The 5,650-nt window shown below is 45.3% G+C and carries 5 protein-coding genes; 3 read left to right on the forward strand and 2 right to left on the reverse strand.

Features of this window, described 5'->3' with window-relative positions:
- The first annotated feature begins 59 nt into the window (after nt 1–59).
- Nucleotides 60–869 carry a MetQ/NlpA family lipoprotein gene (locus CAG68_RS00640; RefSeq protein WP_005381966.1) on the forward strand — a complete coding sequence of 270 codons (810 nt, stop codon included), beginning with the start codon at nt 60–62 and terminating at the stop codon, nt 867–869.
- A 126-nt stretch (nt 870–995) separates the two neighbouring features.
- Here the strand turns inward: CAG68_RS00640 and CAG68_RS00645 are convergent, their stop codons facing one another.
- Both CAG68_RS00645 and syd read right to left on the reverse strand, forming a co-directional pair.
- A complete protein-coding gene (locus tag CAG68_RS00645) occupies nt 996–1,772 on the reverse strand; it encodes a Zn-ribbon-containing protein (RefSeq protein WP_047010147.1) in 777 nt (258 codons plus the stop codon).
- Nucleotides 1,773–1,774: 2 nt separating this feature from the next.
- Nucleotides 1,775–2,320 carry a SecY-interacting protein gene (syd, locus tag CAG68_RS00650; RefSeq protein WP_005381970.1) on the reverse strand — a complete coding sequence of 182 codons (546 nt, stop codon included), beginning with the start codon at nt 2,318–2,320 and terminating at the stop codon, nt 1,775–1,777.
- A gap of 108 nt (nt 2,321–2,428) precedes the next feature.
- Between syd and queF the strand changes: the two genes are divergently transcribed.
- Both queF and CAG68_RS00660 read left to right on the forward strand, forming a co-directional pair.
- Nucleotides 2,429–3,274, forward strand: coding sequence for an NADPH-dependent 7-cyano-7-deazaguanine reductase QueF (queF, locus tag CAG68_RS00655; protein ID WP_025768898.1), 846 nt, complete (start codon nt 2,429–2,431; stop codon nt 3,272–3,274).
- Nucleotides 3,275–3,438: 164 nt separating this feature from the next.
- Nucleotides 3,439–5,650 (forward strand): tetratricopeptide repeat protein (locus tag CAG68_RS00660; protein ID WP_161440659.1); only part of this gene is annotated, 2,212 nt, incomplete at its 3' end.

The following is a 5,650-nucleotide window of genomic DNA, read 5'->3' on the forward strand; positions in this document are numbered from 1 at the left end:
GTGGTGCGCCGTGTAGACCACAGATAAGTATCAAAAATACAAATTATAAGGAGATAAAGATGAAATTTAGCCTTAAAGGTCTTTTGACTGTAGCAACGGCTGCCTCTGCTCTTGCTCTAGCGGGTTGCGGCGACAAAGAAGTAGACGTAAACAAAGTAAAAGTTGGCGTTATTGCTGGTGCTGAAGCACAAGTAGCCGAAGTTGCCGCTAAAGTAGCAAAAGAGAAATACAACCTAGACGTTGAGCTAGTAACATTTACCGATTACGTAACACCAAACGCCGCTCTGGATGATGGTTCAGTAGACGCGAATGCGTTCCAACACAAACCATACCTAGATCAACAAGTGAAAGACCGCGGCTACAAACTGGCTATCGCGGGTAACTCATTCGTTTACCCTATTGCTGGTTACTCAAAGCAAGTAAAATCAATTGATGAAATTCAAGATGGCGCACGCATCGCAGTACCAAACGACCCAACTAACCTAGGTCGCTCACTACTGCTTCTTGAGCAACAAGGTTTGATTACGCTACGTGATGGCGTTGGTCTACTCGCTACAGTACGTGACATCGTAGGCAACCCTAAAAATATCGAAATCATTGAACTAGAAGCCCCACAGCTTCCACGTTCATTGGATGACGTAACGCTATCTATCATCAACACCACTTACGCAAGCTCTATCGACCTATCGCCAGAGCGTGACGGCGTGTTCGTTGAAGATAAAGACTCACCATACGTAAACCTAATTGTCGCTCGCGAAGAAAATGTTAATGCGCAAAACGTACAAAACTTCGTAAAAGCTTACCAAACGGAAGAAGTTTACGAAGCGGCAAAAGAGCTGTTCAAAGGCGGTGTTGTGAAAGGTTGGTAATCCCACTTTTCAAAACATGACTGAAAACAACGTTCTAAACATAAACGTTCTAAACACAAAAGGGCTGATGTGAAAACATCAGCCCTTTCTATTTGTCTATCTACCCATTTAAGTAGCTTCAATTCGCTACTTAAGATGGTCCCAAGAGATATTCGACACGATTCGGCAGTCATCACACTTAAAATGAAATATTTCATGTAGTGGCTCATCGAGTAGCCACTCGCCATCGCATTTTGGACACTTGCGCGCTTTCTCGCTCTCCAGCGACTGACCACCGACACGATACTGGTAATAGTACGTAGGGATCTTCGTGATGTATTCGATACGGCCACGTAAGTCCCAACCTCGGCGAAACAGCACACTATCCACATCGCAAATTTCGTGCAGCGCCGCATGTTCCGCTCGGCAACCCCCTGCCATTTGGATTTCATCACACGCTTGCCACTCAGTCTGCCACTTAATGACGGCTTTATGGTCTCCATTAAGTGTTGGCTCATTACGATACAAAGGAATTGGCAACAGGGTTTCACCACTTCGCAAAGGCGAACACGTATGAACATAAGTCGTGTACAACACTTGCCAGCTAGGTGTCTCTTCTTCGGCTGCTTGTTCTGAATTCAAATCACGCCCTAGCATACGCATTTTCGGAGCAAGCAAAGACGCATCCGACAAACGGTTCATGCACACTTTGACGAAATCTGAGTGATAACGTGGATGCAAGCTGTCTTGTTCTGGGCAAACAACACGAACGAAAAATTCACCTTCTCCCATCACTATCGGGAATTCACGACCTAATACTTGGCCGTTGTAACGCAGAGCATCCATCAAGCCATTAATGGCTTTGTCTACCGCGCTGACGGTGGTGTTATCAAAACACTCAAACTGCAGCTCAACAACATACATACTTAGACGGCAGCCTCTAACTTATTCAAGAACTCAACCAATGAATCTGCCAATACATCACGTTTAGAGGTGCCCAAACGCTCTAGAATCACATTGCCAGTGAGGTTACAAATAGAAATCACATCCATTTCCTCATCTGTCGCTGCGATAAATACTGTTGGTTTAAGTTTCAAGCGGCGCTGCGTCACCAAATGACCAAGAATATTTTCTTGTAGACGCACGAAATCGTCATCGCTCCAGACTTGCAGCAGCGTCAACGAATTACCTTGCCAAGTTGCCTCCATATCGGCGCAGTATTGAGAACCATAAAAGGCTTTAACATCATCTTGCAGTGACAACTCAATCGCATTTTCCACATTGGTGAAATCGGCCATTTCATCACGTGCGACCGCTTTCCAAAGCACCTTTCCATCACGCTTCTCTTCGACACAAGGAGAAACAAGCTCTGCAAGCTCTTCACTGCTTGGCAACTCATTGTGCTTAGCTTGCCAAGCTTGTTGGTAGCGCAGGCTGAACTCTTGTAGCGCCTGAGTAACGTTTTGGGTCATGAAGGTCTCCTCATTCCTTATTTATCAGATAGCCGTACTTGCCGGATGGCAATTGACCAGCGGATTCAGTAAAATTCTCGCCATTCTAATCGAAAACGACCACAAAGTATGAGCAAATATTCTGACGCTAAAGAGCTTGCTGGCCTAACACTAGGTAAAACGACCGAGTATGCGAACCAGTATGACCCAAGCTTGCTGCAACCAGTCCCTCGCAGCCTGAACCGAGATGACCTCCAGTTAGGCGATACTCTGCCTTTCATGGGGCACGACATTTGGACGCTGTACGAACTGTCTTGGTTAAATAGCAAAGGTTTACCACAAGTGGCCGTTGGCGAAGTATACATTCCAGCCACCAGCGCAAACTTGATTGAATCGAAGTCTTTCAAACTGTACTTAAACAGCTATAACCAAACCCGCTTTGCAAGCTGGGAAGAAGTGACTGAGCGTTTAACACAAGACCTTTCTGAATGCGCAGGTGAAAAGGTGCTGGTTGAGGTGAATCCAGTGACCCACTATACCAATCAACCTATCGTAACAATGGACGGTGAATGTATTGATGACCAAGACATTAACATCACCAGTTACGATTTCGATGCCGATTTGCTTGAAGGTGCAGCAGGTGAAGTACAAGTTGAAGAGGTGCTACATAGCCACCTATTGAAATCAAACTGTTTGATCACTAACCAACCCGACTGGGGCAGTGTAGAAATTCGCTACCAAGGCGCAAAAATAGCTCGTGAGAAGCTGTTACGTTACTTAGTGTCTTTCCGCGAGCACAATGAGTTCCACGAACAGTGTGTAGAGCGTATTTTTACGGATCTAATGAAATACTGCCAACCAAGCAAACTGACCGTATTTGCCCGCTATACGCGCCGTGGAGGCTTGGATATCAACCCTTACCGCTCAACGGAACAAGATAAGCCAGCTCACAATCACCGTATGGCTCGTCAGTAAGCGCATAGGCAACAGAAATAAGTTCGGCAATCTAAAGGGTTGCCGGACGTTTTTATTGTCCAAGCATGTTACTATATCAAATGGCTTCAACCCGCATTTAAACGGCTAATTGAGGCTTTTCGCCGTTATCGCCATATCTAAAAACAGTTCGAGGGAACGAAAGGATGTTTTGGGACAGTTCGCGTCTATTCAAATTGATTGGCTTTCTTTGCTTGCTGTTTGTACAGCCACTTCATGCAACCATTTTATCGTCCGCGTTACTCAACGAAGCACAACAATTGGCGGAAATAGAACCATCACAAGCAAAACAAGCGGCAACCAACTATTTGTCACAGCGTGAGCTAACAGAACGCAAAGAAAGTGACAGCCCTTCAGCCATGTCTCGCGACGAAACAGATCGTAGCGTTCGCACACCAAGCAGCACCATCGAAGCGCACAAGATTATCGCTCAGGCAGATTACGCCATGGGTAATGTTCGTTCGGCTATCGAGCACCTAAATAAAGCGGAACGCTTAGCGCAAGAATATCAATTGCCGTACATGGACTTAGATCTCCAGCTGATGCGCAACCAAATGATTTGGATGTACGACGAAAACTACTCAAAAGCGGAAGACACGCTTAACCAAATTGAACAACAGCTCGATGAAGCCGATGCCGTATTACAACGCACCGACAGCGTTCGCTACCGACTAGTGATGCAAAGAGCACTCCTCGCTTCACATAGTGGCGATATCATTAAAGCGGAAAACTTGTACTCTGAAGCAAAGACCATGCTTGACGATAGCCGCTCTGAGTTAGCCTTGATCGACTACTACACAGCCGTCGGCGAGTTTTACCTCAATAGCAAGAAATACAATTTGGCTTTGTCAGAGCTGCTATACGGTTATTGGCAATCTATTGAAAGTAACAGTGGTGCAAGATTAGCAAAAGTGAATCGCCTTTTGGCTAGGCTCTTCCAGGAGCGACGAGTGTACGACAAAGCGATCGAATACTTATCTCAAGCCGCAGATTTTTATGACTCTTACCCTAGCTCTCCGATCCTAGCGGACGTCCTAGAGCAAATGGGCGACATCTACTTTTATCAGGGTAAGTTTAACCTTGCGTTAGTGCATTACTTCAACGTGCTTGACCATGAAAGTACCAGTAAGAACATCAATAGAATCATTAAAATTCGCTTAAGCTTGGCGGCTACCTACCTACAACTCTATAACTACGCGCTAGCAGAGCAGTACTTAGACCGCTCTAAAGAGCTTTTAGAATACACCAATATTCCTAAGCTTGAAGCAAAGGCTGCCCTGCTTCAGTCAGGTCTGGCTTATCATCAAAATGACAGTAAAGACGTCATTACTAATGCTAAGCTGGCGTTAGCACTTGCTGAAAAGTCACCTGAAAATAACAACTTCATTAAGCAGCAGTCATACCGTTTACTTGGGTTGGGTTACGAGCAGGCAGGCGAATACAAACTTTCTCTGCAAGCTTATAAAAAATACACCAACCTCGTTCGTCTAGAACAAAAGCAGCTTAACCAAATCAGTGAGGATGCGTTCCGTCAGCAAAAAGAATTTGCCGAACAAACCATCCATTACATCGGTCAATCAGAACGCTTAGAGCAAGTGGAAAGAGAGCATCGTAAATTCCAGAAAATCTCATTTGCATTGTTTATTACTGTATTGGTCATGTTTTTGTTCATTATGCGCCGTGGTGTCATTATGCAGCGCCAAGCAAGTGAAATCGAAAAACTGCGTAACGACCTCTTCACCCACTCTCGCTCTCGTTTACGTAACTTGCGTATGCTGAATGTTAAGCTTTCTCGCTCATTGAAAAAGTCGAGCGAAACTTTCGAGCAATGGCAAATGGGTGAATTGATCCACGAACCACTTAATGATCGCCTACGCTTTGTTATGATCGATTTGCCATTCTTACGAAGCATGTACGTCCATAACGGCTATAAGGCAGGTCTAGAACTAGAACGTGCATTTGGCGACTTCCTTGCGGAAAAAATAGAAAAACCGTCGCGTCTTTACCATTTCTCAGATGCGAACTTACTCTACATAGAACCGAACGCTGACCGTGATGCTTCTGCCGAAGTCATGTTCGAAAAATTCCAGACTTGGGTGGATGAGTTCGCACAGCAGCACAACGTCAATCGTATTATTCGTATGGGCATCAGCGATTATCCGTTCTTACCCCGAGCCTACACTGCAATTAACGATGAGGAATTACTCGATCTGTTGTTGCTTGCGACTCACATCGCACGAGAAGTCAGCTTGAAGGATAAGCAAAGCCACTGGGTGTTCTTAAAAGCCATCGATAATGCGCCTGCTGCTAGCTTTGCAACAGGTAACATAAGAACTGCCTGTCAACATGCCATTAGCC

Source organism: Vibrio sp. V42_P2S4T144 (genome assembly GCF_009904715.1).
Lineage (GTDB): Bacteria > Pseudomonadota > Gammaproteobacteria > Enterobacterales > Vibrionaceae > Vibrio > Vibrio alginolyticus.

Bases quoted from the DNA above. Each gene is read 5' to 3' on its own strand.
- CAG68_RS00640 (WP_005381966.1), top strand. From the start codon at position 60: ATGAAATTTAGCCTTAAAGGTCTTTTGACTGTAGCAACGGCTGCCTCT.
- CAG68_RS00645 (WP_047010147.1), bottom strand. From the start codon at position 1,772: ATGTATGTTGTTGAGCTGCAGTTTGAGTGTTTTGATAACACCACCGTC.
- syd (WP_005381970.1), bottom strand. From the start codon at position 2,320: ATGACCCAAAACGTTACTCAGGCGCTACAAGAGTTCAGCCTGCGCTAC.
- queF (WP_025768898.1), top strand. From the start codon at position 2,429: ATGAGCAAATATTCTGACGCTAAAGAGCTTGCTGGCCTAACACTAGGT.